Below are 24694 nucleotides of genomic sequence, written 5' to 3'. Positions count from 1 at the left end.
GTCGCCCTTACCGTCGTGAACGGCAGCGTGGACGGAGGAGTTCGTCCGCACCCACGCCGGACCGTCTTACTTCGCGCGGGCGATCTGGATCTTGCCGGCGATGACATCCATGCGGATGGTCTCCAGCTTGTCCTTGATCGCGGCGGGGAGCTTCGCCGCGACATCGTCGCAGACCTTCACCTCGACGCCGCCGGAGGCGAGATCGAAGGTGCGCGTTCCCGGCGTAACCTTGCGGCCCTCCACCTCGTCCTTGATGATGGCGTAGACGGCGACGTCGCCGCGCTTCAGCATGCTGGCCAGCACGTTGCCGGGTGCACTGGAGCACATATCGATATCGACGCCGAGCGAATATTTGTCGGCGGCGGCACTCGCCTGCATCACGCCCTCGCCCGTCGGTCCCGCGACGTTGTAGACGATGTCTGCACCCTGCCCGTAGAGTGCCATGGCCAGTTCGCTGCCCTTTGCCGGATCGTCGAAGGTACCGGCGAAGACCGAGTTCACCTTCACGTCTGGCGCTGCATATTTCGCGCCCTGCTCGTAACCGCCCAGAAAGTTGCGGATGACGGGAATGTCGCGGCCGCCGACGAAGCCGATCGCCTTGCCGTCGCCGATCTTGTCGAATTCAGGCCCCATGTCCTCGACCAGCCCTGCGAGTGCTCCAGCGATGAACGAGCCCTGCTCTTCGGCAAAATTCGCGTAGACCATCGTCTTCGCGTCGAGCACGCCGTCGATGAAGACGAAGCGCTGGTTGGGATATTGCGCGCCGACCTTCTGCAGGGCATCCACCAGTTCCCAGCCCATGACGAAGATCAGGTCGTACTGGCCGCTCTTTGCGAGGTTGGCGAACTGCTCCTCATAATCGAGCGCCCGGTTGCCGGTATCGACAAGCTTGAGGTCGATGCCGAAATCGTCCTTGGCCTTGTTCAGGCCGTTGACGATGGAAATGCCGAACCCTTGCGCGAAATAGCCGGAGATCGCAGCGATATGCACCTTCTCGGCAGCGACCGACGGAAGGGCGGATGCAGCCAGCACGACGCCGGCCGCTAAGAAGCGGGCAAAAATCTTCATTTTGGTTCTTTCCCTCTGGTAGCCTTCTCGGCAGATCCATCACCCGGTCTTGATGCCGCATTAGTTGATGGTCATACGAATACTGTGTCGACTTCCAAATCTTGTCAATCGCTTTCTGACGCTTTTTTCATCTTGCTGCATTGCAAGTCAGAATCGTTGAATTGCATCGCTCCGCAACATCACAAGGCGCATGCGATCGGGTTTCTACCCGACCTCCCTTGACAACGCATGGGCGTGATGGATTGTTACTACTCTAACAAATATGGAGAGGTACATGGCAGACGTGGTCGTACGCAAATTCGTCGTTTCCGTGGATGAGATCTTCCATGAGGGAGGCCCAGTCGTGGGCACGCCTCTCCGGCGCGCCTCCGTTCTCGCGGTCATCGAGAACCCGTTTGCCGGCGCCTATGTCGAGGACATCTCGTTTTTCATGGATGACCTGAAGCCGCTGGGCCTGGAGATGGCGCGCCGCCTCATCGATGCGCTCGGCGGCGATCCCGCAGTCGTCGAAGGCTACGGCAAGGGCGCGATCGTCGGATCGGCCGGAGAGCTGGAACATGCAGCCCTTTGGCATAATCCGGGCGGCTATTCCATGCGCGAACTGCTGGGCGATGCCCGGGCCATCGTTCCCTCGACCAAGAAGGTCGGCGGGCCTGGCACACGCCTCGATGTCCCGATCACCCATATCAACGCATCCTACGTCCGCAGCCATTTCGATGCGGTCGAAGTGGGCATCGGCGACGCACCGCGCGCAAACGAGATGGTGCTCGCCCTCGCGATGACCACCGGTCCGCGCGTCCATGCGCGCGTGGGCGGCCTGAAGGCGAGTGAAATCAAGGGCGAGGATGGCCTGCGATGAGCGCGAACGACACCATCGGACTGCGCCGCATCATCACCGTGGTTGAAGAGACGTTGGTCGAGGGCGGGCGAAAGCTCGAAAAACCCACAAGGCGCGCGGCCTCCGTCGCCGTCATCCGCAATCCCTTCGCCGGTCGCTATGTCGAGGATCTCTCAGCCCTCGAAGCCGTCGGCCGGGTGCTGGGGCAGATTCTGCCGGAGCGGGCTGTGGCGGCTTTGGGGATCGAGGGGTCGCAGATCGAAAGCTTCGGCAAGGCTGTGCTCGTCGGGGAGGATGGTGAGCTGGAACATGCAGCGGCCCTGATCCACCCGGAGCTTGGTGCACCGTTCCGCGCCGTTCTGGGCGGCGGCGCTGCCCTCATCCCCTCCTCCAAGAAACGTGGTGCGCCCGGTGCAACCTTCGATATCCCGCTCGGCCACAAGGATGCCGCACGGGTGCGCAGCCATTTCGATGGCATGGAGGTCCGCTTGCCCGATGCTCCCCGCGCCGACGAGATCGCCGTGGCGATCGCCGTCACCGACAGCGGCCGGCCGCACCCGCGCGTCGGCGGCCTGACGGTGGACAAGATCATCGGCAAGGACGGCATGGTCTGAACCTTCGGTATGACCGACATGCAAAGGCCGCGCCCCGTCAGGAGCGCGGCCTTTGCATGTCGCAATACTTTCAGCCGACCAGAAGCTCCGGCACGAGAATGGATGGCGGCGTGTTGCGGCTGCGGGTGATGCGGGGGACGCCATCGACCAGGATCATGCCGATACCCGGCATGTTGCCGAGCGTCATGCTGTCGAGAACACCGTCGCCCGCACCGCCCATGGCCTGATCGATGAAGACGAGATCGGCTGCAAGACCCACCGCAATCCGTCCACGGTCCGTCAAGCCGCGCAGGCGCGCGACATTGCCCGTGGCGAGGCAGATCGCGATTTCCGGCGCGAGATTGCCGAGAGACGCCAGCATGGTCACGAGCCGCAACATGCCGAGCGGCTGGACGCCGGAGCCGGCCGGGCCGTCGGTGCCGAGCACCAGGCGGTCAAGCGCCCCGACATCCCGCACGGTATCGAGCACGAAGAGACCGGCGCGCATATTGCCGTTGTGGACGATCTCGAGCCCGCGGGTGCTCGTCTCGCAGATGAGACGCAGCTCGGCTTCCGGCAGAGACGTCGGGCCACCATTTAGATGCGCGGCGACATCGGCATCGACTTCCAGCACCGTCTCCGCCCCGATGCGCGACGAGCCGGGAATGGAATGGCCGCCCACATGGGTCATGGAGGTCATGCCGTTCTGCCGTGCCCAGGCGACCATCTGCCGGCCAGTGGCGCCATCCTTGACGGACCCAAGGCCGACCTCGCCGACCAGCGTGACGCCGGCAGCCGCGAGTTCGACGAAGTCCGCTTCAGTCAGCCCGTGCTCGAGAATCAGGGCGCCGGCGAGCACCTTCATGCCCGTCGGGGAAAACGCGCTGAAGGCGCGCTGGGCCGTGATGGCGAGCGCCTTGACGCCGACCACGTCCCTCGGACGGCCGGGCACATGCACCTCGCCGGCCGAGACCAGCGTCGTCACACCGCCATGCAGAGTGGAGTCGATCCAGCCAAGCTGGTTCTGCCGCGGCGTCCAGTCACCCATGACAGGATGCGAATGATTGTCGATCATGCCGGGCATGATGGCGGAGCCCTTGGCATCGATCACCGTGATATCGTCCGGGAGCGCCATGGAGGAGGCGCGGCCGATCTCCGAAATCCGCCCGCCTTCGACGAGAATGGCGTCGGCATCTGCGATCGGCGCTGCGATATCGCCGGTGAGCACCAGCCCGAGGTTCCGGATGAGAAGGCGGTCGAAGGATGGCTGCATCGTCGGATTTCCTCAGGGCTTGGCAATAAGAATTTGGCATTACGGCGTCCACGGCGCGCAGATCGGCTGTCGTCAGTCCGCTTCCGGCTCGCCAACCCTGTTCAGGAGATCGAGCAGCGTTGCCTGCTCGCCGGGCGAGAGCGGTGACAGCAGCCGGCGCGCCACCTGCATGGAGCGGTCGAGCAGGGGCAAGGTGTAGTGTACGCCGGCATTGGTCAGCGTAATCATCGTCATGCGCTGGTCGGTATCCGAGCGTTTGCGCGCGATCAGTCCGCGCTTCATCAGCGCCTTGACGACCAGGCTGATCGTGGATGGATCCATCTGCGTCATGCGGCCAAGATGGTTCTGGGAGAGTGCGCCGTGTTTCAGAAGCGTTGCCAGAGCAGCGAGCTGCGTCGGCGTCAGGTCGTCTCCGGGCATGACCGCCTGAAAGCAGGCCGTCGCCCGCTGGTGCGCACGCCGCAGCAAGTGCGCCGCGTGATGCTCCAGCGAGTATCCCGTACGGGCGTAATAGGCCTGGATTTCATCATGGCCCAGTTCGGGAAGCTCGATGGCCGCGGGCTGGTCGCTCTGGTCCGGCGATGAGAGATCAGGAGAGATGGGATCGATCGTCTTCAAAAGGTCTTCCATTCGATAGGCAGGTCTTGGGGGCAATCGCGCTGTCCTGTCGCCATCGCCTCCTGCGTGGTCAGGCCGCAATCATATTGGTGAGCGTGGCGCCCTTGCTGAAGGCAGCAACGACGGACTGCGTATCCGAAACGATGCCGAAATGCGTGGCGATGTCGTAGAGCGAGCTTTCCTGTTCACGCGGTCCGGTCGCAGCACAGGCATCCGCCGGCACGACCACCTCGTATCCGTTGAAGAAAGCGTCATGCACGGTCGACCGGACGCAGATATTGGTAACGACCCCGCAGATGACCAGCTGGTCGAGCTGCATATCCTTCAGCGTCAGGTCGAGATCCGTCTGGAAGAAGGCGGAATATCGACGCTTGGTGACGTGGATGTCATCAGGTCGGGCCCCCAGATCCTCGATGATCTCGGTCGCCCAGGTGTTTTCGAGTCCATGCGGCGTGCGCTTTGCCCATTCGCGTTCATGCCGCATTCCCGGGCGGTGCGCATCGTGAACCCAGATGACCGGCGCTCCGGCCGCGCGGGCAGCCTCTACCAGCGACAGTTGCGGCCCGACCAGAGACTCATAACCGGGCAGCACCATCTTGCCGCCCGGCTTGCAGAACTCGTTTATCATGTCGATGACGATCAGCGCACTACGCTTGCCATCCAAGCGGATATCCTGCTGTTCGAGATGTGCAGAAAAGACGTCGAGCGACATGGGCGTCTCCAGGGTTGCGGGGGGATCGGCAATGGTAAAACTCATTGATGATCAAACAAGCAATCGAAGGCCGATGAAGTCAAGCGGTTTATCAGAGCCTGCTCGGCTATTTCATCGGATGGCGGGCGATCCGGAGTTCCGCTATCTCTAGAATTTTTACAGGGAACGGTGCTACAAACCGACCTTGACATCCTCAGTATGATGAGACCTAATCGTTTGACCATCAACGATATTGACCCTAGCCAGGAGCCGGCGTTTCCATGAAATCCTGTTCGCAGCCTCGTGAGCCTGGGCCTGCCTTCGGTTTTGATAACCGAGGGATTGCCCGATGAGCCGCATTCTGGTGACCGGTTCGAGCGGCTTGCTCGGTCGTCATGTCGCGTCGAACCTCATGGAAGGCGGCCATGCCGTCACCGGCCTCGACGTCAGCGCGCCACCGGAAGGTGCATGCTGGTCTCATGTCACGGGCGAGGCTGGCGAGCTTGCGGTGGTGGCGCAACTGGCCAAGGGCATGGATGCCCTTGTCCATATCGCCGCCATTCCCCGCCCGACAGGCCGGGCGGCGGCCGACGTGTTCCGCATCAACATGGCGGCGATGTATGCCGCTGTCGAGGCTGCACGCCTTTGTGATGTTCGGCGGTTCGTCTATGCCTCATCCTTCAGCGTGCTGGGATTTCCCTTTTTCGAGACGCCGGTCGTGCCGGTTTACCTGCCGATCAACGAAGCACATCCGATCGGTGCGCAGGACGTCTATGCGACAACAAAATGGCTCGGCGAGGAGCTGGTCGAGTCAATGGTTCGACGCGGCGCCTTCTCGGCCGTCAGCCTGCGCATGCCGTGGATCCAGACGCCGGAGACGTTCCACGCGGCCATCGGTCCGCGCCGTTTACACGCCGATGCCGCCCGCGATCTATGGGCCTATCTCGATGCGCGGGATGCCGCCGCGGCCTTCGTGGCGGCCGTGGAGCGGCCGGTGACCGGGCACGCGCGTTTGTTCATCAGCGCCGCCGACAGCTATATGGATTGCCCCAGCGCGGATCTCATCGAAAGAGCCTATCCGGGCACGCCGATCCGCAAGCCGATCGATGGCTCTGCCGCGCTGATCGACACATCCGCCGCGCAGTTGCAGCTTGGTTTTGCGCCGCGCCATTCATGGCGGGATTATCCGGTATTCGAGAACTGAACGCGCAAGAGGAGTGGCAATGATGCGGTTTGCAGACAAGGTCGTGCTGGTCACCGGAGCTGCCGGTGCCATCGGGAGTGCCGCCGTGCGCCGTTTCATGGCCGAGGGCGCACGCGTGGCCGTTGCCGACATCGACCTCGACAAGGCCCAGGCGCTGGCCGCAGCGTTCGGTGAGAGAGCAAAGGCATTTGCCGTCGATGTGGGTGACCCTGCATCGGCAGCAGCGATGGTGGGCGATGTGGCCGCACATTTCGGCCGCATCGACGTGCTGTTCAACAATGCAGGCATCTCGGGCAAGGTCGCGCCCATCCACGCGCTTGCGATCGAGGACTGGCACCGCATCGTCGGCATCAATCTCAACGGCATTTTCTACGTGCTGCGCGCAACGCTCGCCGTCATGATCGAGGCCAAGATTCAGGGCGCGGTGGTGAACATGGGCTCATCCATGGCCGGCTGGGACGTGCTGGCCGGAGGCGCCGGCTACGCGTCGACCAAGCATGCGATCGTCGGCCTCACCCGCGTCGCCGCGCTGGATGCCGCACCCTATGGGATCCGTGTCAACGCGATTTGCCCCGGCGTGATCGAGACGCGGCTCGGCGTCCCCGCCGGCGACGATGCCGCCTATGAGGCCGGCATCCGTCGGTTTTCCGATCGCATTCCCTTGCGTCGCATCGGCCAGCCGGAAGACGTGGCCGCCACGATTGCCTTCCTCGCCTCCGACGATGCGCGTCACGTCACCGGGGTCGATTGGTTGATCGACGGAGGGCAAACCCTGCAGAGCTGGGCCAACGCCCCGGATGCCGAGGCCTTCCCCCGCCGGGTGTGAGCCGACGCGTAACGGGGGCAAACATATCGGCGGCCTTGGCGCAACCGGGCATGCGGTGCAGTTCCGCGAACGTCATCATCCGGAGCGCATGGTAAGCTGACTCTTGAGGCCTGCGATGAGCCCCTGCTGTCCAAGCAAACGTGCAAAGAGCTTAGGGTTTCCGCGATTACGATATTGACAAGGATAACGGCGGCGAGGATCGATAGGGTTGCGTTTACTCGGCCCTGAAATTTCGGTTGGTTGGGTAGCGCGCCCTCCTGAAGCGAGATCCGGGCTTCCATGCAGCACTTCGATACAGATGCGCTTGCGACCTTCGTGGCCGTGGCCGACGCCGGGGGCTTTACCGCGGCCGGCTTGCGGATCGGCAAATCTCAGGCCGCGGTGAGCCTGCTGATTGCCCGCTTTGAAAGTCAGATCGGCAGGAAGCTGTTCGACCGGACCAGACGCGGTGTACACCTGACGGAAACCGGGGAAATCCTGATCGGCTATGCCCGTCGCATCATCGCCATCGAGGACGAGGCTTTGGCGGCGCTCGATCCCGGTTCGATGCGCGGATATGTGCGGCTCGGAATGCCGGACGATTATATCGAGCTGTTCGGAAAGCCCTTGATCGAGGAGTTTTCTCGGGCCAATCCGCGCATCCAGGTCGAGATCCAGTGCGATTTTTCTCGCTCGCTGGAATCGATGGTCGAGCATGGCACGATCAACCTCGCCATCATCACGCGCGCTCCGGATTCCGTTGTCGGCGAGTTGCTGCGCCGGGAGCAACTCATTTGGTGCGGGCCTGCGGAGGGAGAAACGCAACACCAGCGCCCCTTGCCCCTCGCTCTGTTTCCCGAGAAGGATTGTCGTGCACGACCGCATATCGTGCACGCGCTCACGGAAGCCGGCATTCCGTGGCGTGCGGCATGGACGTCGTCGCATCTGCCGTCGATACAGGCCGCGCTCGATGCGGGCGCAGCCGTGACCGCTTTGCCGGCCTCCGTGGTCGCATCGAGACATCGCCGTCTGAACGCGCAGGATGACGACCTGCCGCTCCTGAAACCGCTGGAGATCGCGCTGCTCGTGCCACACGGCGCCCGCGCTGCGGTGCGCACGGTCGCAAGTTTCGTTCGCTCGCACTTCCAGCAGCTTTGACCGGATCAGCCGAACGCGCCTGCCGCCATCATCGGCGCGTGGACGAAAACTTATGCGACCGGTTTCACGCCGCCATGTCACGCGCCGCATCCCTGAAGATGCCGACCATATCCCCAATGACGGCATCGGAATGGGCATCGGACAGGTAAAGCCGGCCGAAAGCAAACGGCATGATCAACAGTCCGCGACGGCGTAAGGTCTCATGGAGCCTGAGCGTCAGGGCGGCGCTTGCCTTGGCCTTTGCCTCCGCATAGGTCGAGGGTGCGCTATCGGAAAACCAGATCGTGAAGACGGAGCCTTCCCCGGATGTCGCCACCGTCAGGCCCTGATCAGAAAACGCAGTGCCGATCTCCTGCCGCAACCGATGGCCCCGCGCCTGAAGCGCGGCGTAGTCGAGATCCTTGAGAAGCCGGAACGTGGCTGTCACGGCCGCCGTGGCAACGGGATTGCCGCTATAGGTGCCTGCACGAATAACCGCTCCCGCTTCGGCCAGCGCCATCAGCTCAGGGCGGCCGACGACGGCGGCAACGGCGATGCCGCTGCCGATGGCCTTGCCGACAGTGGCAATGTCACCTTCAATGCCGAGGCCATGTCCCGCAAGGCCGAAGCCCGTGCGGAAGCCCATCAGCACTTCATCGAGGATGACCAGCGCCCCATGGCGTCGCGCCGTCGCTTCCAGATGAGCGAGATAGCCGGGCGCTGCCGGGATGCACCCCGCATTGGCCAGCATGGGCTCCACGATGACGGCGGCGATGTCGTTACTTTCCGCAAACAGACGATCGACGTCGTCGAAGTCGTTGAAGCGCAGCAGGGTGGTGCGCTCGCGTGTCGGTCTGGCATTTGCCACCATGTCCGCATCGACGGAGCCGGCCTGTCCCAGCGTAACATCGTCATACCACCCGTCATAGCCGGCCGCCATCTTGGCGATCTGGGTGCGCCCCGTGGCTGCGCGCGCGAGCCGGCAGGCGAGATGTACCGCCTCGCTGCCGGTGTTCGTGAAGATGGCGCTTGAGAGATGTCTCGTGGCCGAGGTCAGCAAGGCGGCGGCTTCCTCTTCTCCGTCATGGGCGAAAGCCGGCATCGGTCCGTTGCGCACGGCGGCCGTCACCGCCTCGACGACCGCCGGGTGGGCATGGCCGATCACGGTGGCGCCGAAACCGAGCGCCGTATCGATGTAACGGCGCTGCGCACCGTCCCAGACATAGGCGCCCTCGGAGCGGCATGCGAGGAAGGGTTCGCCGTTGAGACAAGGCAAGGCGCGGCCGGCGCTGGAGATACCTCCAACCAGATGTTTGGTCATTGTAGGGTGTCCATGTGTTGTGCCGCTGCGGGCTCTAGAATCCGAAGTAGCGCGGCAGCCATTCCGTCGTCTCGGGAATGAAGGCGACGAGCAGAAGGCAGATATTGCTGGTGATGAAGAACGGAATGAGCCTGCGCGTGACCGCGTTCACCCCCACTTTGGCGACATTGCAGACGACGAAGATGTTGGTGCCCACCGGCGGCGTGAACAGGCCGATGCCGAGTGCCATCGTGAAGATCAGCCCGAGCTGATACGGCTGCAGCCCGGCTTCGACGCCGATCGGATGAACGATCGGTGCCAGGATGATCAGCGACGGCCCGAGATCCGCCCAGGTTCCGACGAAGGTCAAAAGTGCCAGGATCAGAAGGATCGTGATGGTTGGACCGGCACCCCAGGCGTGAAGCAGTCCTGCCGTCCATTGCGGGATCTGCTCGACGGTGAGGATCCAGGAAAACGGCACGGAGACGGCCATGATGATCATGATCGCACCGGTCATACGCACCGTCTCGACCCCGATCTTCCAGAGACCCGCCCAGGTGATCTCCCGGTAGAGCAGGCCGCCCACCAGCAGCGCCCAGACGACGGCGACGAAAGCGGCCTCCGTCGTCGTTGCCAGTCCGCTCAGCATGGAGCTGAGCACAGCGATCGGCATCATCAATGCCGGAAGGGCGCGAACAAGATGCCGGCTGAAGCTCGAAAGCGTCGGGCGGGTGTCCGACTTCGGGAAGTTCTCCCGGACGCCGATCCACCAGGCGGTGAGCCCGAATGTGATTGCCAGCATCAAGCCAGGAATGATGCCCGCGGCAAACAGGCCGCCAATCGAGGTATCGGTGATGACGCCGTACATGATCATCACCACGCTGGGCGGCAGAATGATGCCGAGCGTACCGGCCGCAGCGGTGACGGCTGCCGAAAAGTCGCGGGGATAGCCGCGTTCGGCCATGGCCGGGATCATGATGGCACCCACCGCGCCCGTATCGGCCGTCGCGGATCCCGTGATGCCACCATAGATCATGCAGGTCGCGACGTTGACCACGCCGAGACCTCCCCTAACCCAGCCGAACATATCATTGGCAAGGTCGATGATCCGGCGTGTCAGGCCACCCTCGTTCATGATGCCGCCGGCGACGAGGAACAGGGGAATGGATGCGAGGGATATGGAATCGGCGCCCATGTAGACCTGTTGGGCGAACCAGGACGGCGGCAACGGAACCAGACCGCAGAAGATGACGACGAGCGTGGAGAACGCGATCGACCAGGCGACGGGTACACCGGTGTAGAGCGTTACGGCGAAGACGCCGAAAAGAACGAGAAGAGTCATCGAGCGCGCTCCCGGAAGGCTGAAACGATACGTGCCAGGGCGATGACGGCCAGCGTCGCTCCCATGAAGACGATGATGCTCTGAACGGTCCAGCTGGGTGCGCGCATCACCGGCGTGGGCACGAAACCCGTGCGGGCCAGCATCGCCCGGCCGCTCCAGAGAAAGGCGGCAGCCACGCTCAGAAGAACGAGGTTGTGATAGATGCGGAACCAGCGATTGCGGCCGCTTGTCGAGGTGTTGCCGTCGATGGAGACGTTCTCACCGGCGACCTCAGAGAGAACGGCACCGATGGCCGTGGTCCACAGGAACAGGATGCCGACCATTTCGAACGACCATGTGATGCCGGACAGGCCGAGGTATCGTCCGACGGCGCCAAGACCCGTGGACAGGATCAAGCCGACGACGACCAGGACGCCAATGACCGTCATCACCAGAACCGCTGAAGACGCGAGGTGTTTCATGGGGTTTCCAGGATAGGAGGGAGGAGTTCACAATCAGGCGACACAGAACCCCCGAATGATCGCTCGGGCGTTCTGCAGGCTTTGATTATCGGCCGGCGGCGGCCGTGCGAACGGACGACACGAAGTCCGCACCCCATTCGGCTCCGAATTTCGCATAAACGGGATCGACCATGGCCCGGAACGGTCCCGCATCCACCGTCGTCACCGTCACGCCCTTGGACTTGAGGTCCTCGATGACCTTTGCGTAGACGTCATCGAGCCTGCCGCGATACCAGGCAGTCGTTACATCGACAGCCTTGAGGACGGCAGCCTGGTTCTCCGGGCTCAGGCCGTCGAAACGTTCCTTGTTCATGAACCAGTAGTTCGGCGTCCAGATGTAGTTCGAGACCGACAGGAACTTCGCGCTTTCATACCATTTCTGGTCCGCGAAATCGCGGATTTCCGGCTCGACGCCGTCAACGACATGCGACTGCAACGATGTGTAGACTTCGCCGAACGGCAGCGACTGCGGCAAGGCGCCCAGCTGTTCGATGGTCGTGAGAATGACCGGGTTCGGCGGGGTGCGCAGCTTCAGACCCTTCATGTCCGCGGGCGTGGCGATGGAGGTGCTGACGGTCGCGAACTGGCGGAAGCCGGAGTCGAGCGCACCGAGCATCTTGAAGCCGTTGTCGGCACCGGTGTCGAAGACCTTCTTGCCCACCGGCCCGTCGAGAAAGGCATGTGCCGCCTTGGCATCCGAGAACAGGAACGGCAAGGTGACGACGTTCAGTTTGGGATCGATCGCATCGGCAACGCCGCCGAGGCCGATGTCGATCGAACCGGAGCCGACGCCATCCGCAATCGGCCCTTCGTCGCCCAACTGACCATCAGGAAAAATCTGCACCGTCAGTCCGTCCTTCGTTTCCTTGGCCAGCGTATCGGCGAACATGACGACAGCTTCCTGGATCAGGCTCTTCGAGCTCGATGCATGGGCGAGCCGGAGCGTTTCAGCGCTGGCCGAGCCCATGCAGAGGACGAGGAGCCCGGCCATGGCGGACGTGGAGAGGCGATAGGCGTGCGCCAGAATGATGTTAGATTTAAACATGTTACCCTCTTTGTCATTGTTATGACACAGAGTATGTGGGGCCTTCGTCGAGGGTTCAATCGAGAAAGCACATCTTCTTATTATCATACGTTATGTGAGTATATCAAAACGCTATGCTGGCCCGCTTGCAGCGTTGAGATCTTCGCTGGTCGGCGACGGGCCGGCCGCGTTGGGTGGTGTTCCACGAGATGGCGATCGCCGTTGAGAGGTTCAGGCCGGCGATGCTGTCCCTCGTCCACGTTGCCGTTTTGCGGATCGCTTCTTCATCCAGATCAATACGCCGGTCAGACTGAGGATGGTCACCATCCCGCCCGTCAGCGAGACAAGGATTTTGTAGGGCAGACCAAACACATGCGCCATGTGGAGCATGTACATCCAGTTCATGGTTTTATCGGCCATCGTTCCGTCGGTCGGCGATTCAAACCGTGAAAGTTTTCCATCGACGGCACTCAGCCAGAGGCCGGTCTGCGCAACGTCGTCAGCCGGATCGAGGGAGGTATGGGCGCTGTAGCGATAGAGACCATGGTCCTGATCGTAGAAGATGTAGCCCTCGTCCTCGATCGTGAAATGTCGCTTCTCGGCTTCCGTCTGCATCAGACTGCGCGCCATCTCCCGTGCTGCCGGCAACCCGATGGGCGGCTCTAGCAGGTGCTCCCGGGTTCCCGTCGGCGGCATGTCGTCGGAGGCGCCGAGGACGCTCATGACGGGACGATGGACGCTGGGCAGGTTGAAACCGACACTTGTCCAGGCAAAGACGAACAGGAACGGCCAGAGCCAAAGCCCTCCGGCGCGATGCAGGTCGAAATTCAGCTTGTGGCCTCGAACGCCTTTGCGGATCTTCCATGCAGGCTTCCACCGCGCCCACCAGGATTTTCCCGCGCGTCGCTTGGGTTCCGTCTTTTTCCGCATGGGCAGCGTCAGATAGAAACCGACGAAACAATCGACCGTCCAGACCAGTGCGGCCACGCCGAAAGCCGCAATACCCCAGTCGCCTGCGGCCAAGCTGTAGTGGAGCCGGTAGATGAAAGGCACGATATTCTGAGGCCCGTCGGCCAGCACGCCGCTGCGAAATTTCAATTTCACAGTGCCGGTGTAGGGATCGCTCCAAACCATATCGAAAGGAAGCGGATGGTTCGTATCGACGGGACCGACGCTGAAACTCATAATACGGTCCGCTGGCACGGAAAGCGGAAGAAACAGAACCTTGCCACCCGTTTGCCGTTCGACAAGATCAGCGAGCACAATAGCATCCAGCGGTCTTGCCCCGGGAAGAGGCGCCTGCACGTCGAACATGAGGCGCTCGACCATCGTTCGAAGGTCTTTTTCAAATGGCAACAGAACGCCCGTCGCCCCAGCCACGATGAGGAAGAGGGCAATGGTGAGGCCTGCCCAGCGGTGAATGAGAACCCAGAACTGGCGTGAAAGGCTAAGCATGAAAAGTCCGCCCGGTTTCAGGCTCCGAAAACACCAATCTGTAACCCCAACGTTTCCACCACAGTCTGCAGAAGGGACCGTTCGCGATTGCGACGATCAGAATTGCTTCTGGATTGAAAATGCCACTGTCCTTGGCGCTCCGAGATAGTAGCTATTTTGTCAGTAAGCCTTGTTAGCGAGGTTGGTCATCTCCAAGCCGCACGGTCAGAGGATCTCCGAACTGCGATGTCCAGACCTTCGATATAGCTGCCGTAGAGAGATCGACGGGTGACCTTATAAAGGTGAACGCAATACTCATGTTTATGCAGAAATCCGCGGCTCTTGCAAGCCGTTGTTGAGACTGCCGATCTATGAAAAGGCTCGTGCCTCAAAGCCTGAGGATGACAGCGGCGGAGACGCGCCGCACGGCGTGTTCACCATCTACAGCGCCAGCGACACCGGCAGCGAAATCCGTAGCCTTGGCGTATATAAAGATCAGAAGCTGTTCATGCGTTCGGTCACGCGATGACCCGGTTCCGGCCGAGGGCCTTAGCCTGAAAGAGGTTTTCGTCTGCAGCCTTCAGGCAGCCCGCTGGATCAAAACCCGGCTTGCAAAGACACGCGCCTATGCTCGCGGATATCCGCACTTCGGAGCCCGAGGGTGAAAAGAAGACAACACTGGTGATCTCCTCCCGGATCTCTTCGCTCCGATCAAGCATGTCCTCGAACGTCATATCGCTTTGAAAAAGCCCGAATTCTTCTCCGCCGAGACGTCCCGCGAAATCGGATTGTGACTGATAGCGGGTCAGGATCCGGCCAATACACCGGAGGGCTTCATCACCGGTTGCGTGACCATACCGATCATTGATCGACTTGAAATAATCCAGGTCCAGAAACAGCAACGCACCGGCTACGCCCTGTTGACGGGCTGCCTCCAGGTCTTCCAGGAATGCGGTCCGGTTGAGAATGCCTGTAAGGCCATCTCTGCGAGACTGGAATCGAAGGGCGTCATAGGCATCCGCAAGCTTTTGCAAAGCTTCGGTCGTCGTGGCTTCGGCCCGTCGAATTTTTTCCGACTGGCTAAAATGGAATGCCGAGGCTGGGATCGATATCGCCAAGGGGCAGAAGATCGTCATGAACAGACCTGCGCCCGCCACCTGACCTCCGAGCAATGGAACGATGGCGAACGAAAGAGCCAAGGAAGCAACAATCGAAAGCAGGCCCATCAAAAGGGACTTCTGAATTACACGACGCATCAAAACCACCGTCATCAACACGAATCAGTATGAGCGCAATGAATTTAAGAGTGTTAAAATGTATCCTTAAAAATCGTCCCATCTGGCTTGGTCGATAGGCCCTTCCGGCGACGGCCGGAGGGCCAGTGTCATCAGGCCGGGGTGTCGGCGCGGGCGCCCGACCGGACGGCGGCGATGCGACCGAGAAACGCGAGGACGAACAGGGTGCTGAGGACGAGGACGATGGTCGGGGCCGGGGCGCTGTCGAGGAAGAAGCTGGCATAGGTTCCCGCCACCATCGAGACGGCGCAGACGGCGACGGAGGCGGCCAGCATCCGCCCAAAGGAGCGCGTGACGAGGAAAGCGATGGCGCCGGGCGTGACGAGCAGGGCTACCGCCAGGATCAGCCCGACCGAGGTGAGCGTGGCAACGATGGTCAGCGACAGGAGCGTCAGGAGCCCGTAGTGCAGCCATCCCGTGCGCAGGCCCGAGACCCGCGCCTGCGCGGGATCGAAGGCATGCAGCAGGAAATCCTTCCATTTCAGGATCAGGACGAGCGAAACGACGAGCGCGATGGTGCCGGATGTCGCGAGATCGGGCAGGCCGACGCCGAGGAGGTTGCCGAAGAGCACGTGGTCGAGATGCTCGTTCGTCGTGATCGCGGTGTAGAGGACGATGCCGAGCCCGAACATGCCGGAAAACACGACGCCTATCACCGTGTCGCGCTTCACCCGGCTGTTGTCCGAGAGATAGCCCGTCGCCACCGAGCAGACCATGCCGGCGGCGAAGGCTCCGACCAGGAGAGGCAGGCCGAGGATCCAGGCCAGGACCACGCCCGGCAGCACGGCATGGCTCACCGCGTCGCCCATCAGCGCCCAGCCCTTGAGGACGAGGAAGCAGGACAGGAGCGCCGTCGGCACCGACACGATCAAGCAGATCAGGAAGGCGTTCTGCATGAAGGACAGCTGGAACGGCAGGAGAAGGGTTTCGAGGCTCATGATGCGCCCTCCCCTCCGGCAGGCTCGCCGGGGTGGGGCTCCACGCGTCGGGCGCGCCGCCGTGCGGCGAGGATGCCGTGCTTCGGCGCAAAGGTGAAGGCGAGGAGGAAGATCAGCGTCTGGAGCACCACGATGATGCCGCCCGTCGCCCCGTCGAGAAAGTAGCTGGCATAGGCGCCGACGAAGCTCGTGGCGGTGCCGATCGCCACGGAGAGCGCGATGAGGCGGGGAAAGCGGTCGCAGAGGAGATAGGCCGTCGCGCCTGGCGTCACCACCATGGCGATGACGAGAAAGGCGCCGACCGTCTGCATGGCCGCGACCACCGCGGCGGACAGAAGCATGAAGAACACCGCCTTGAGGAGGCCGGGCCGCAGACCGATCGAGCGGGCGTGGTTCTCGTCGAAGAAGGTGACCATCAGGTCCTTCCACTTGGCGAGCAGCACCGCGAGGCAGACGAAGCCGATAATGGCGAGTTGCAGCGTGTCCTCGGGCGTGATGGCGAGGATGTTGCCGAAGGTGATGGTCTGGACGCTGACGCCCACGGGGTTCATCGAGATCATGAACAGGCCGAGGCCGAAGAAGGAGGTGAAGATGATGCCGATCACGACGTCCACCTTCAGCCCCGAGCGCTCCGAGAGGAACAGCATGGCCGCGGCAGCGAGGCCGCCCGAGATGAAGGCGCCGAGCGCGAAGGGCAGGCCCAGCATGTAGGCGCCGGCGACGCCGGGAACGACGGAATGGCTCAGCGCGTCGCCGATCAGCGACCAGCCCTTCAGCATGAGATAGGCGGACAGGAAGGCGCAGACGCCACCGACGAGGGCACTGACCCACATGGCGTTCGTCATATAGCCGTATCCGAAGGGTTCTAGGAGAAGCGCGATCATGTTTGCTCCTCCTCGCCGCTCCGGCGCGAGGGGGCGCCGTATTGGACGAAGGGCCGCTCGTCATCGGTGATGATCGAGACCTCGCGCGGGTCCTCGTCCGCATGGAGGACGCGGGCGCCGAGCTTGACGTGGCGCAGGACGCCGCCGAAGGCATGCTCCAGGTTTTCCCGCGTGAAGACCGTTTCCGTCGGGCCCGAGGCGAGGACCGTTCCCTTGACAAGGACGGTGCGGTCGCAGAATTCCGGGACCGAGCCGAGATTATGGGTGGAGACCAGCATCACGCGCCCCTCGTCGCGCATCTCGCGCAGAAGCGCCACGATCTGGTCTTCCGTCTTCACGTCGACGCCGGTGAAGGGTTCGTCGAGAAGGATCACCTGCCCGTCCTGTGCCAAAGCCCGCGCCAGGAAGGCGCGCTTTCGCTGGCCGCCGGAGAGCTCGCCGATCTGGCGAAGCCGCAGGTCCGCCATGCCGACGCGCCCGAGCGCCGTATCGACCGCCTCCCTGTCGCGCCGCGACGGACGGCGCAGGAAGCCCATATGCCCGTAGCGCCCCATCATCACCACGTCCTCGACGAGGACCGGGAAGGTCCAGTCCACCTCCTCCGCCTGCGGCACGTAGGAAACGAGGTTCTCACGCAGGGCCTGGCGCACCGTGCGGCCGAGAAGCCGGATCTCGCCGCGCGAGGCGGGCACGAAGCCCATGATCGCCTTGAACAGCGTCGACTTGCCCGCCCCGTTGACGCCGACGAGCGCCGTCACCGTGCCGCGCGGCGCCTCGAAGCTGGCGTCGCGGAGCGCGGTGTGGCCATTGCGATAGGTCACCGTCACGTTCCGGGCGACGATGCCTTCGGTCGTGTTCGGCGCCTCGGCCGTTGCGGTCCGGGCCATTTTGTCCGTAGCGGCCATCATTCGCTCACCGCGCCGAGTCCGTCCGCGACGGTCTGCGAGGTCACTCGCAGCAGGTCGAGATAGGTCGGCACAGGCCCGTCAGCCTCGCTCAGACTATCGACATAGAGGACGCCGCCGAAGGCCGCCCCGGTCTCGCGCGCGACCTGTTTGGCGGGGGCGGCACTGACCGTGCTCTCGCAGAATACGACGGGGATCTTGTGCTCCCGCACGCCGTCCACGACCTTGCGCACCTGCTGGGGCGTGCCGGTCTGGTCGGCATTGATCGGCCAGAGGTAGAGTTCCTGCATACCGAAGTCGCGCGCCAGATAGCTGAACGCGCCCTCGCAGGTGACAAGCCAGCGCCGCTCTTGTGGAATGGCGGCGATGCGGGCGCGCAGCGGCTCGATCGTGGCGCGGATCCTCTGCTTGTAGCCGTCCGCATTAGCCCGGTAGGCCTCTGCGTTCGCCGGATCGTTGCGCACCAGCGCGTCGCGGATGTTGTCGACATAGATCAGCGCGTTGTCGAGACCCATCCAGGCATGGGGATTGGTCATGCCCTCGTAGGCCCCTTCCGAGATCGGGATGGGCTGCACGCCCTCGCTGACCGTGGCGGAGGGAACCTCGCCGAGATGGCCGAGGAACTGCTCGAACCAGCGCTCCAGATTCATCCCGTTCCAAAGGATGAGGTCGGCGTCCTGAGCGGCGAGAATGTCGCGCGGCGTCGGCTCGTAACCATGAATTTCCGCGCCGGGCTTGGTGACGGAAACGATCTCGGCGGCATCGCCGGCGACGTTCCGGGCCATGTCGGCGATGACGGTGAAGGTCGTCACGACCTTAAACCTGTCTCCGGGTTCTCCGGCCCAGGCCGGAAGCGTGGCGGCGGCGAAAAGGGCGGTCGCAAGGGCGAGGATACGGGATCGGCGCATGAGATCATCTCCAGCAAGCTGCGGACGGGAGAAATGCCACCGCCTTCCCGTAGATGATAATGCGATGCATTCGCATTTATCAAGAGCAAATGCGACGCATTCTCATATTGATGGCGCGATAGGCTTGTCGTAAAAGGGCTTCATGACAAATGTGACGGACGGCGATCAACCCTCGACGGACTATGCGAGCTTCCTGCGCGCGGCGGATCTGCGCGTGACGCCACAGCGCCTGGCGATCATCGGCGTTCTCGCCGCGGAAGCCGATCATCCGAGTGCTGACGAAATCCTGTCGCGCGCGCGCAGGATCGACGACACCGTGTCGCTGGCGACCGTCTACCGCACCCTGTCCTCCCTCGAGGCGGCCGGCATCATCCGGAAACTGGCGATCGAGGACGCTTCCGCCCGTTTCGAGCTGACACCGCGGCGCGAGCACGATCATCTGGTCGATGTCGACACCGGCGAGGTGATCGAGATCCCGAACGACGAGATCGTGCAACTCCACCAGGAGATCGCACGCCGCATGGGCTACGACATCGTCAGCCACCACACGATCCTGCGCGGCCGCCGCCGACAGGACTAGCGAGACGTAGGGCAAGGTCAGGTGCAATTCCACATGATTGCGCTTCAGGATCATGAAGCCAAGAACCCTGGTATCAAAATCATGGGACGTGCCCATATCCCATACGGGGAGAGCATGGCTGCAATTCGTCCAAAACGGACATCGTGACCGGCGATTTCGTTCATCGCGGAGCCTCTAATTGCAAAGTCGCACCCCCCTGCCGCCCATCACGGCACCTACGATCGTCGCTTGCCAACCTTCGATAACATGATAGTTAGAGACATGTTTTAGCTTGGGTTAAGGGAATGGCAGTGCGCCATCGCATCATCGGTGCAACGTCCGACAGCCTGTTGCCCGAAAGGGTTGAGAACACCGTCATGAGTTGGGATCTCTCGGGCCTCTTCCGCAACCACGCGAAGGATATCGCGCGCACGTTGCGCAGGCGAGGCCTGACGGCCGAGACGGCTGCAGATCTGACGCAGGATACGTTCGTGCGTGTGCTGGCCTGCCCGCCGAAAGAGACGCTGGGGATGCATAACCCGGTCGCCTATCTCTTCCGCATTGCTCGTAACCTGCGTATCGATCATCAGCGCCGTGAGCGCGTCCTGATCCGGGTCGATCTCAGCGACAATGAATTCGCCCAGATCGCCGATAGCGCGCCGAACGCCGAAACGATCGTCTACGACCGCCAGCGTCTGGAGCGTACAAAGATGGCCCTTGCCGAACTGCCGGAGAGGACGCGCCGCGCCTTCGAACTGCACCGACTGGGGGAATTGACCATCGCGGAAACAGCCGCCACGATCGGACTTTCCACCACACGGACGTGGACGCTTCTGCGCGATGCCTACGAACATATCGATGCGCGCCTCAACGGCCTGTAATAGACATCCTCATGGAAAATCCGGAGGCTTCGTTCGTAGAGGATCTATGAGGATCGCAGCGGAACGGTGAGATCGGCGCGAAGGACGATCATGAACGAGTTGCCAGAGGACAGGCGCCTCTTCCGCGAGGCGGCCGATCTCGCCATACGCCTGCAGGGGGATCCGGACAACCGGATCTCGATCGATACGGTGAATGCCTGGATCGCCAGCAGTCCAGCCCATCAGCAAGCCTGGAAACGCGTTGCCGAAATCCACGGCATGGCCGGCCGGGTTCTGACCGAGCGCTATGAGCCGATGGACCTCGCGCAAGGCGGTGTCAGCCGCCGCACCCTGTTGATCGCCGCCTTGGCTGGCACCGGCGCACTCACAGCCGGGTCGCTCATGGTTCCCGATTTCGTCATCGAGCTTCGGGCCGACCATGTCACCGCAAAAGGAGAAATCCGCCGGATCGATCTGGAAGACGGTAGCGTGGTGACGCTCGGGCCGGCAAGCGCGATCGATGTCGATTATGCGGCCGCGTCGCGCACCGTCAGGCTGCTCGCCGGCATGGCCTATCTTGAGGTCGCAAGCGACGCCGCCCGGCCCTTCTCCGTCCTGTCGGACACCGTCACCGCGACAGCGCTCGGCACGGCCTATGACGTTTCCAACGATGCCGGCATGGTGTCCGTCTCCGTCGAGCACGGACGGGTCGCGGCGAGCACGCAGGGCGGACAGGCCGGCGCGGAACTTGCAGCCGGCGACTGGATCGTCTTCGATCCGCAAATGCGTGGTATCGCCAGCCGCGGCACGCGCGACCTGTCGCAGATCGCCGCCTGGCGCAAGGGCATGATGGTCGCGGAGCGGGAAAGCGTCGCGGCGCTCGTCGCCCGGCTCTCCCGCTGGTTGCCGGGAAAGGTCGTGATCGCGGATCCGTTCCTCGGCGCGCGCCTCGTCAGCGGCATCTTCGACCTCAGCGATCCCCAGCGGGCCCTCGAAGCCGTTGTCCGGCCTTTCGGTGCGAAGGTGCGCCGCGCCGGTTCCTTCATGATGGTCATCTCACGCGTCTAATCAAGAAAAGGGAAAAAACCGCAACCCCGTTCGTAGAGCCTATCGGGGCGCATGGCGGAAAAGCCATGCCAATGATGCTTGAAGACGGAGTTTTTGCATGAGACGGGGATCCATGACGTGGCTGGCCGGTATCGGCCGCAGGGGGATAGTCGCGACCATTCTGGTGACGCCGGCGATGGCCGCCGGAACATGGGTGGCGTCGCCCGCCCTCGCCCAAACCAAAGCCCAACCCCAGATCTACGCGATCCCGGCGGGCCCACTCTCCGCCGCACTTGCCGCCTTCGGCCGCCAGTCGGGTACCCAGATCGCCTATGAAGCCTCGGTTGCCCGCGACAAGACCTCACCGGGGCTTTCCGGATCTGCGACCCGCGAGGAGGCGATCGCCCGTCTGCTGTCTGGCACCGGCGTCGACTACACCTTCACCGACGCCTCCTCCATCCTTGTGACATCGGCGGCGACGGATGCTGGGGGGCCGGCCGCCGACGGCGCGACGGTCCTCGAACCCATTACCGTCCATGGCAATGGCGAGACGGCCTTCGGGCCAGTTGAGGGGTATGTCGCCAAGCGCACGGCGACCGCCTCTAAGACCGACGCCTCCCTCATGGAGACGCCGCAAGCCGTCAACATCGTTACCGCCGACCAACTCGCGGACCAAAGCGCGCAGACCATGACGGAAGCGCTGCGCTACACGCCGGGGGTGCTCGGCGGCCTGGAAGGCGCGGGCGATACGCGGCGCGACCCGATAACGGTGCGCGGCTTCGAGCCGGCGCTCTATCTGGATGGCGTCCTCGCCACGTCGGGCGGTGCCTTGACCGCCGTCACCAAGCCCGAACCCTATAACTTCGAGCGCCTGGAGATTTTGAAAGGGCCGGCCTCCGTGCTTTACGGTGCGAATTCGCCCGGCGGTCTGGTGAACGCCGTCAGCAAGCGGCCGACCGACGAGGCGCGTGGCGAAGTCACCCTGGAGGGCGGCAGCTACGACAGGCTCCAGGAGCAATTCGACGTTTCGGGGCCGCTCGACGCCGACGGCACGCTGCTTTACCGCCTGGTGGGCGTCAACCGCAACGCCGACACGCAGGTCGATTTCCAGCCCGACGACCACCGGTTCCTCGCCCCCAGTTTCACCTGGAAGCCGGACGAGGACACGTCGCTGACCCTCTTGGGCCAATATTCCAAGGACGATGGCGGCGTCTACCAGTCGTTGCCACTCCGGGGCACGCTGTTGTCGAACCCGTTCGGCTCGATCCCCCGCCATCGCACCGGCGGCGACAAGGCTTTCGATCACTACGATAGCGAATATTGGAACATCGGCTCCGTGTTCGACCACCGCATCAACGACGCGATCACGTTCAGCCAGACCGTTCGCTACGGAGAGCACGACAACGACTATGCGGGCGCGTACATATCCGGGCTGCGCGACGATCTCAGGACCGCAGACCGTGTCGCCTATGTCTATCGCAATCAGGCCCAGTCCTTAGCGATCGACAATCGCCTGGCTTTTGAATTCGACACCGGGGCCGCCTCGCATTCTTTGCTTGTCGGTTTCGACTACAACCGACTGAAGAGTGCAAACCAGAACGGCGAAATGGCGATCGACCCGATCGATGTCTTCAATCCGGTCTATGGTCATATCAACCCTGTTCCGATCGCCATTCGCAACAACAATCTTTCCGAGCAGACGGGGATCTACCTGCAGGACGTCGTTCGCCTGGATGCGCTGACCCTCATGGTGGGCGTTCGCCACGACTGGGCGAGAAGCGACGTCAAGAATCCCTTCTATGCCTATGATGCGACAGATGAAGCGACCAGCTATCGCGTCGGTGCGACCTACCAGTTCGATAACGGCATTGCACCCTATGCAAGCTACTCCGAATCCTTCGCGCTGAAGGAAGGCATGCGCGCGGATGGCGGTACATGGAAGCCGACGACCGGCCAGCAATACGAGATCGGCGTACGCTACGAGATTCCCGGCACCGACACGATGGTAACGCTCTCGGCCTTCGACCTGAAACAGCAGAACAACGTCTCGGCGGTGCCGAACACGCCTTTCTCCGTGCAGACCGGCGAAATCGGCGTGCGCGGCATCGAGGCCGAGATCAAGGCGAGCCTCGATTCCGGTTGGGATCTGACGGCGAGCACGGCCTATCTCGACGGCGAGATCACCGAAGACGCGGACTCCAGCCTCGTCGGCGACAAGGCCTTCAACACGCCAGATGTCACTGCGTCGCTCTGGGTGGACTATACGTTCCAGGCGGACGATGCGCTCGGCGGCCTGACGCTCGGCGGGGGCGTGCGCCATATCGGCAACTATGTCTCCAGCCAGTATGAAAAGCCCTATCGCGAAACACCGGCCGCGACGCTTTTCGATGCGCATGTAAAATACGACTTCGCCGCGCTCGGAAAGGACTACGAGGGTCTGAGCCTCAGCCTCAACGTGACGAACCTCTTCGACAAGCGTCACTATGCCTATGTCGACAATTACTTCACGACGGATGCGCCGGGCCGCGAGATCAGCGCGCGTCTGGGATACAAATGGTAACGTCTCACGGGTTCTTAAGGAAAGGGTGCCGAAGGAAAGCGTTCAGGGGGAGTGCGACAAGAGCGCGAGTTACAGAACTCGTTCTTTCTCGCGTCTCTTAGCGTTCGTTCAGCCACGCGATCGTGGCAGGTGATGCTTCGCTGAGGGGAATGGCGATCTGATGCACTGTGCTGTCACATCCTCCGGAACCCGACCGTCCAGATGTGGATGCGGCACAGCTTTGCGTTGGCCTTCGGCGCGCTCGCCGCGCAGCTTGCGCTTTCGGGCGGCTAGACGATGATGCGCTTACGCCCCATGCCGGTAACACCGGGTAGCCTTCGAAACGACATGAAATCGATACCGCTTACGGTCTTTGCAAATCATGACCGTCACGGCGTCTCCAAAAGCATGGGCGTTTGTGGCTCACCGACCTCTATGGCGTGCCCGTCCGGATCATAAAAGCGGAACACACGTTGTCCCCATGCCTGCCTCTCGACGGGATGGATCAGCACGACGTGCGGTGCGATGGTTTCGAAGGCCGCATCGACATCCTCATGTTCGAAATACAACAGCATATTTCTATGCCCGTAGGATGCTTGCAAGGGAGCCGCCTGCCTCCAGATCGTCTGCTCCAATGAACGTCCCTCATGGATCGCAAAGCCCGTCTCGAAAAGCACGAAGTTTCCGAAATCCTGAACGATTTTCAGACCGAGGATAGATCGGTAGAATTCCTTCGAGCGCTGGATGTCGATGACGAACGGGATCGGATTGATAAACCGCATCCAATTTCTCTCCTGGAGCGCGCAACCCCTGCCATCACTCTTCCGAATTGTCGCGCCTGTGCAATTCAACAAAAATATTCAGCGACGTCAGTTGCTGCTTTAGCTGGTCCTCGGAAAACGTTACTGCCGTCCTTCCTCGATTCTTAGGGG

25 protein-coding genes are annotated in these 24694 nt (G+C 62.5%); 10 read left to right on the top strand and 15 right to left on the bottom strand.

Annotation, left to right across the window (positions count from 1 at the left end):
- Window positions 1-66 precede the first annotated feature (66 nt).
- Window positions 67-1068, bottom strand: coding sequence for a BMP family lipoprotein (locus C8J33_RS16440; RefSeq protein WP_110801401.1), 1002 nt, complete (start codon window positions 1066-1068; stop codon window positions 67-69).
- Between the two features lie 274 nt (window positions 1069-1342).
- Here C8J33_RS16440 and C8J33_RS16435 point away from each other — a divergent pair, with 274 nt between their 5' ends.
- Window positions 1343-1927 (top strand): amino acid synthesis family protein, encoded by a 585-nt coding sequence (locus tag C8J33_RS16435; RefSeq protein ID WP_110801402.1) that lies wholly within the window; start codon window positions 1343-1345, stop codon window positions 1925-1927.
- Window positions 1924-2520, top strand: a complete 597-nt coding sequence (locus C8J33_RS16430; RefSeq protein ID WP_110801403.1) for an amino acid synthesis family protein — start codon at window positions 1924-1926, stop codon at window positions 2518-2520. The genes C8J33_RS16435 and C8J33_RS16430 overlap by 4 nt, the downstream gene beginning before the upstream one ends.
- Before the next feature lie 70 nt (window positions 2521-2590).
- Here the strand turns inward: C8J33_RS16430 and C8J33_RS16425 are convergent, their stop codons facing one another.
- From C8J33_RS16425 to C8J33_RS16415, 3 genes are all read right to left on the bottom strand, one after another.
- Window positions 2591-3772, bottom strand: a complete 1182-nt coding sequence (locus C8J33_RS16425; protein ID WP_110801404.1) for an amidohydrolase family protein — start codon at window positions 3770-3772, stop codon at window positions 2591-2593.
- 72 nt (window positions 3773-3844) lie between these two features.
- Complete coding sequence (locus C8J33_RS16420; protein WP_245420116.1) at window positions 3845-4390, bottom strand: MarR family winged helix-turn-helix transcriptional regulator; 546 nt, start codon at window positions 4388-4390, stop codon at window positions 3845-3847.
- 70 nt (window positions 4391-4460) lie between these two features.
- Window positions 4461-5102 carry a cysteine hydrolase family protein gene (locus tag C8J33_RS16415; RefSeq protein ID WP_110801406.1) on the bottom strand — a complete coding sequence of 214 codons (642 nt, stop codon included), beginning with the start codon at window positions 5100-5102 and terminating at the stop codon, window positions 4461-4463.
- A gap of 328 nt (window positions 5103-5430) precedes the next feature.
- Between C8J33_RS16415 and C8J33_RS16410 the strand changes: the two genes are divergently transcribed.
- The 3 genes from C8J33_RS16410 to C8J33_RS16400 all read left to right on the top strand — a co-directional run bounded on the left by C8J33_RS16410 (window position 5431) and on the right by C8J33_RS16400 (window position 8248).
- Window positions 5431-6285 carry an NAD-dependent epimerase/dehydratase family protein gene (locus C8J33_RS16410; protein ID WP_110801407.1) on the top strand — a complete coding sequence of 285 codons (855 nt, stop codon included), beginning with the start codon at window positions 5431-5433 and terminating at the stop codon, window positions 6283-6285.
- 19 nt (window positions 6286-6304) lie between these two features.
- Window positions 6305-7111 (top strand): SDR family NAD(P)-dependent oxidoreductase, encoded by an 807-nt coding sequence (locus C8J33_RS16405; RefSeq protein WP_110801408.1) that lies wholly within the window; start codon window positions 6305-6307, stop codon window positions 7109-7111.
- Between the two features lie 279 nt (window positions 7112-7390).
- Window positions 7391-8248 carry a LysR substrate-binding domain-containing protein gene (locus tag C8J33_RS16400; RefSeq protein WP_110801409.1) on the top strand — a complete coding sequence of 286 codons (858 nt, stop codon included), beginning with the start codon at window positions 7391-7393 and terminating at the stop codon, window positions 8246-8248.
- A gap of 64 nt (window positions 8249-8312) precedes the next feature.
- Here C8J33_RS16400 and C8J33_RS16395 read toward each other — a convergent pair whose 3' ends face one another.
- From C8J33_RS16395 to C8J33_RS16375, 5 genes are all read right to left on the bottom strand, one after another.
- Complete coding sequence (locus tag C8J33_RS16395) at window positions 8313-9548, bottom strand: aspartate aminotransferase family protein (protein WP_165929834.1); 1236 nt, start codon at window positions 9546-9548, stop codon at window positions 8313-8315.
- Window positions 9549-9582: 34 nt separating this feature from the next.
- A complete protein-coding gene (locus C8J33_RS16390; protein WP_110801410.1) occupies window positions 9583-10869 on the bottom strand; it encodes a TRAP transporter large permease in 1287 nt (428 codons plus the stop codon).
- Window positions 10866-11330: a TRAP transporter small permease gene (locus tag C8J33_RS16385; RefSeq protein WP_110728699.1), complete on the bottom strand. Its 465-nt coding sequence runs from the start codon at window positions 11328-11330 to the stop codon at window positions 10866-10868. Before C8J33_RS16385 ends, C8J33_RS16390 begins: the two co-directional genes overlap by 4 nt.
- Window positions 11331-11415: 85 nt before the next feature.
- Window positions 11416-12414 (bottom strand): TRAP transporter substrate-binding protein, encoded by a 999-nt coding sequence (locus C8J33_RS16380; protein WP_110801411.1) that lies wholly within the window; start codon window positions 12412-12414, stop codon window positions 11416-11418.
- A 210-nt stretch (window positions 12415-12624) separates the two neighbouring features.
- Complete coding sequence (locus tag C8J33_RS16375; protein WP_110801412.1) at window positions 12625-13848, bottom strand: PepSY-associated TM helix domain-containing protein; 1224 nt, start codon at window positions 13846-13848, stop codon at window positions 12625-12627.
- Between the two features lie 334 nt (window positions 13849-14182).
- On the opposite strand from C8J33_RS16375, the gene C8J33_RS27075 reads away from it, so the two are divergent.
- Window positions 14183-14356, top strand: a complete 174-nt coding sequence (locus C8J33_RS27075; protein ID WP_165910696.1) for a hypothetical protein — start codon at window positions 14183-14185, stop codon at window positions 14354-14356.
- Here C8J33_RS27075 and C8J33_RS16370 read toward each other — a convergent pair.
- The 5 genes from C8J33_RS16370 to C8J33_RS16350 all read right to left on the bottom strand — a co-directional run bounded on the left by C8J33_RS16370 (window position 14346) and on the right by C8J33_RS16350 (window position 18757).
- Entirely contained in the window at window positions 14346-15098 is a 753-nt protein-coding gene (locus C8J33_RS16370; protein ID WP_245507207.1) for a GGDEF domain-containing protein, read from the bottom strand. The genes C8J33_RS27075 and C8J33_RS16370 overlap by 11 nt on opposite strands.
- A 116-nt stretch (window positions 15099-15214) precedes the next feature.
- The gene (locus tag C8J33_RS16365; RefSeq protein ID WP_110801414.1) at window positions 15215-16060 is read right to left on the bottom strand and encodes a metal ABC transporter permease; all 846 of its coding nucleotides are present in this window, start codon (window positions 16058-16060) and stop codon (window positions 15215-15217) included.
- A complete protein-coding gene (locus C8J33_RS16360; RefSeq protein WP_181425227.1) occupies window positions 16057-16944 on the bottom strand; it encodes a metal ABC transporter permease in 888 nt (295 codons plus the stop codon). Before C8J33_RS16360 ends, C8J33_RS16365 begins: the two co-directional genes overlap by 4 nt.
- On the bottom strand, window positions 16941-17849 hold the full coding sequence (locus C8J33_RS16355) for a manganese/iron ABC transporter ATP-binding protein (protein WP_281024622.1): 909 nt from the start codon (window positions 17847-17849) through the stop codon (window positions 16941-16943). The genes C8J33_RS16360 and C8J33_RS16355 overlap by 4 nt, the downstream gene beginning before the upstream one ends.
- Window positions 17849-18757 carry a metal ABC transporter substrate-binding protein gene (locus C8J33_RS16350; RefSeq protein ID WP_110801416.1) on the bottom strand — a complete coding sequence of 303 codons (909 nt, stop codon included), beginning with the start codon at window positions 18755-18757 and terminating at the stop codon, window positions 17849-17851. Before C8J33_RS16350 ends, C8J33_RS16355 begins: the two co-directional genes overlap by 1 nt.
- A gap of 142 nt (window positions 18758-18899) precedes the next feature.
- On the opposite strand from C8J33_RS16350, the gene C8J33_RS16345 reads away from it, so the two are divergent.
- From C8J33_RS16345 to C8J33_RS16325, 4 genes are all read left to right on the top strand, one after another.
- Window positions 18900-19337, top strand: a complete 438-nt coding sequence (locus C8J33_RS16345; RefSeq protein ID WP_110801417.1) for a Fur family transcriptional regulator — start codon at window positions 18900-18902, stop codon at window positions 19335-19337.
- Between the two features lie 284 nt (window positions 19338-19621).
- Window positions 19622-20197, top strand: a complete 576-nt coding sequence (locus C8J33_RS16335) for a sigma-70 family RNA polymerase sigma factor (protein ID WP_422038429.1) — start codon at window positions 19622-19624, stop codon at window positions 20195-20197.
- Between the two features lie 90 nt (window positions 20198-20287).
- Window positions 20288-21244, top strand: coding sequence for a FecR family protein (locus C8J33_RS16330; RefSeq protein ID WP_132664946.1), 957 nt, complete (start codon window positions 20288-20290; stop codon window positions 21242-21244).
- A 97-nt stretch (window positions 21245-21341) separates the two neighbouring features.
- On the top strand, window positions 21342-23783 hold the full coding sequence (locus C8J33_RS16325; protein WP_110801419.1) for a TonB-dependent siderophore receptor: 2442 nt from the start codon (window positions 21342-21344) through the stop codon (window positions 23781-23783).
- A gap of 368 nt (window positions 23784-24151) precedes the next feature.
- Here C8J33_RS16325 and C8J33_RS16315 read toward each other — a convergent pair whose 3' ends face one another.
- Window positions 24152-24544 (bottom strand): VOC family protein, encoded by a 393-nt coding sequence (locus C8J33_RS16315; RefSeq protein ID WP_110801420.1) that lies wholly within the window; start codon window positions 24542-24544, stop codon window positions 24152-24154.
- Window positions 24545-24694: the final 150 nt, after the last annotated feature.

The sequence above is a fragment of the Rhizobium sp. PP-CC-3G-465 genome (assembly GCF_004343445.1).
Classification (GTDB): Bacteria; Pseudomonadota; Alphaproteobacteria; order Rhizobiales; family Rhizobiaceae; genus Ferranicluibacter; species Ferranicluibacter rubi.
This window is presented reverse-complemented; position numbering and strand designations above follow the sequence as displayed.

Coding starts and splice junctions, on each gene's coding strand:
- C8J33_RS16345 (WP_110801417.1), top strand. CDS start 18,900: ATGACAAATGTGACGGACGGCGATCAACCCTCGACGGACTATGCGAGC.
- C8J33_RS16430 (WP_110801403.1), top strand. CDS start 1,924: ATGAGCGCGAACGACACCATCGGACTGCGCCGCATCATCACCGTGGTT.
- C8J33_RS16335 (WP_422038429.1), top strand. CDS start 19,622: ATGGCAGTGCGCCATCGCATCATCGGTGCAACGTCCGACAGCCTGTTG.
- C8J33_RS16410 (WP_110801407.1), top strand. CDS start 5,431: ATGAGCCGCATTCTGGTGACCGGTTCGAGCGGCTTGCTCGGTCGTCAT.
- C8J33_RS16355 (WP_281024622.1), bottom strand. CDS start 17,849: ATGGCCGCTACGGACAAAATGGCCCGGACCGCAACGGCCGAGGCGCCG.
- C8J33_RS16415 (WP_110801406.1), bottom strand. CDS start 5,102: ATGTCGCTCGACGTCTTTTCTGCACATCTCGAACAGCAGGATATCCGC.
- C8J33_RS16395 (WP_165929834.1), bottom strand. CDS start 9,548: ATGACCAAACATCTGGTTGGAGGTATCTCCAGCGCCGGCCGCGCCTTG.
- C8J33_RS16380 (WP_110801411.1), bottom strand. CDS start 12,414: ATGTTTAAATCTAACATCATTCTGGCGCACGCCTATCGCCTCTCCACG.
- C8J33_RS16315 (WP_110801420.1), bottom strand. CDS start 24,544: ATGCGGTTTATCAATCCGATCCCGTTCGTCATCGACATCCAGCGCTCG.
- C8J33_RS16385 (WP_110728699.1), bottom strand. CDS start 11,330: ATGAAACACCTCGCGTCTTCAGCGGTTCTGGTGATGACGGTCATTGGC.
- C8J33_RS16350 (WP_110801416.1), bottom strand. CDS start 18,757: ATGCGCCGATCCCGTATCCTCGCCCTTGCGACCGCCCTTTTCGCCGCC.
- C8J33_RS16425 (WP_110801404.1), bottom strand. CDS start 3,772: ATGCAGCCATCCTTCGACCGCCTTCTCATCCGGAACCTCGGGCTGGTG.
- C8J33_RS16440 (WP_110801401.1), bottom strand. CDS start 1,068: ATGAAGATTTTTGCCCGCTTCTTAGCGGCCGGCGTCGTGCTGGCTGCA.
- C8J33_RS16365 (WP_110801414.1), bottom strand. CDS start 16,060: ATGAGCCTCGAAACCCTTCTCCTGCCGTTCCAGCTGTCCTTCATGCAG.
- C8J33_RS16330 (WP_132664946.1), top strand. CDS start 20,288: ATGAACGAGTTGCCAGAGGACAGGCGCCTCTTCCGCGAGGCGGCCGAT.
- C8J33_RS16375 (WP_110801412.1), bottom strand. CDS start 13,848: ATGCTTAGCCTTTCACGCCAGTTCTGGGTTCTCATTCACCGCTGGGCA.
- C8J33_RS16405 (WP_110801408.1), top strand. CDS start 6,305: ATGATGCGGTTTGCAGACAAGGTCGTGCTGGTCACCGGAGCTGCCGGT.
- C8J33_RS16400 (WP_110801409.1), top strand. CDS start 7,391: ATGCAGCACTTCGATACAGATGCGCTTGCGACCTTCGTGGCCGTGGCC.
- C8J33_RS16360 (WP_181425227.1), bottom strand. CDS start 16,944: ATGATCGCGCTTCTCCTAGAACCCTTCGGATACGGCTATATGACGAAC.
- C8J33_RS16390 (WP_110801410.1), bottom strand. CDS start 10,869: ATGACTCTTCTCGTTCTTTTCGGCGTCTTCGCCGTAACGCTCTACACC.
- C8J33_RS16435 (WP_110801402.1), top strand. CDS start 1,343: ATGGCAGACGTGGTCGTACGCAAATTCGTCGTTTCCGTGGATGAGATC.
- C8J33_RS16325 (WP_110801419.1), top strand. CDS start 21,342: ATGAGACGGGGATCCATGACGTGGCTGGCCGGTATCGGCCGCAGGGGG.
- C8J33_RS16370 (WP_245507207.1), bottom strand. CDS start 15,098: ATGACGGTGGTTTTGATGCGTCGTGTAATTCAGAAGTCCCTTTTGATG.